The 796-nt window shown below is 61.6% G+C and carries 1 protein-coding gene; it reads left to right on the forward strand.

Translation table 11 applies throughout. From position 1 onward, the window contains the following. Nucleotides 1–364: integrase core domain-containing protein (locus tag PQR08_RS38600; protein ID WP_408164485.1), on the forward strand; the 364-nt coding region annotated here is incomplete at its 5' end. Between the last annotated feature and the right edge of the window lie 432 nt (nucleotides 365–796).

Genomic DNA, 796 nt, shown 5'->3' on the forward strand with positions numbered 1-796 from the left:
TCACCGCAGCTTCACCGGGCCCGATCAGGTGCAGGCTGAATTCGACCGCTGGCGGCAGAGCTATAACTTTGAGCGCCCGCACGCGGGCATCGGCATGGCAACGCCGATCTCGCGCTATCGACCCAGTGCGCGGACGATGCCCAGCCGCCTGCCACCGCTCGAATACGGACCGGATGATCAGGTACTGCTGGTGGGCTGGAACGGCAAGGTGACGTTTGGAAAGCACCGTTTGCGCGTATCCAGCGCACTGCACGGACTGCACATCGCGGCGCGACCGAGCAGCACGATTGCCGATGCCTACGACCTCTATTTCGCGCATCACCGACTCATGACGTTTGACCCGAACCAGCCCGATACACGATGATCAAAGTGTCAACCATGTCCCCGACGAAAGTGTCAACCATGTCCCCGGTCTATACACTGCTGCAAAGAAAGTAACCAAAGAAAGCAGCTTCTCACCGCCCGCGGTCACACGCACGTTGGCCATGCTTGCCAGCCCGCGGTGGCCCTCGCCTAAGTGTCGCCCCCAAGGGCCCAATCGGGCTTGGCTCGCGCACGGTCTGACAAGCTAGACGTTTTAGGGCGCTGGTTCAGCACGAAAGAGCTTCGGCACAGCGCTACGCGCTGCCGTTGGGTATGCGAGGGAAACCGAAGAGAAGCGCGCGCGCACCCGATTGACCCATCGGCCGCGAAGCGGGCCGGAGCTATTTGGTGCTGAACCAGTGAGGCGAGTGGTGCGATGTGTCAGACCGTGCGCGATCCAAGCCCTTGTCTGCTTGTGGGGGCACTCGTTATT

This window comes from Caballeronia jiangsuensis, assembly GCF_046030135.1.
Lineage (GTDB): Bacteria > Pseudomonadota > Gammaproteobacteria > Burkholderiales > Burkholderiaceae > Caballeronia > Caballeronia jiangsuensis.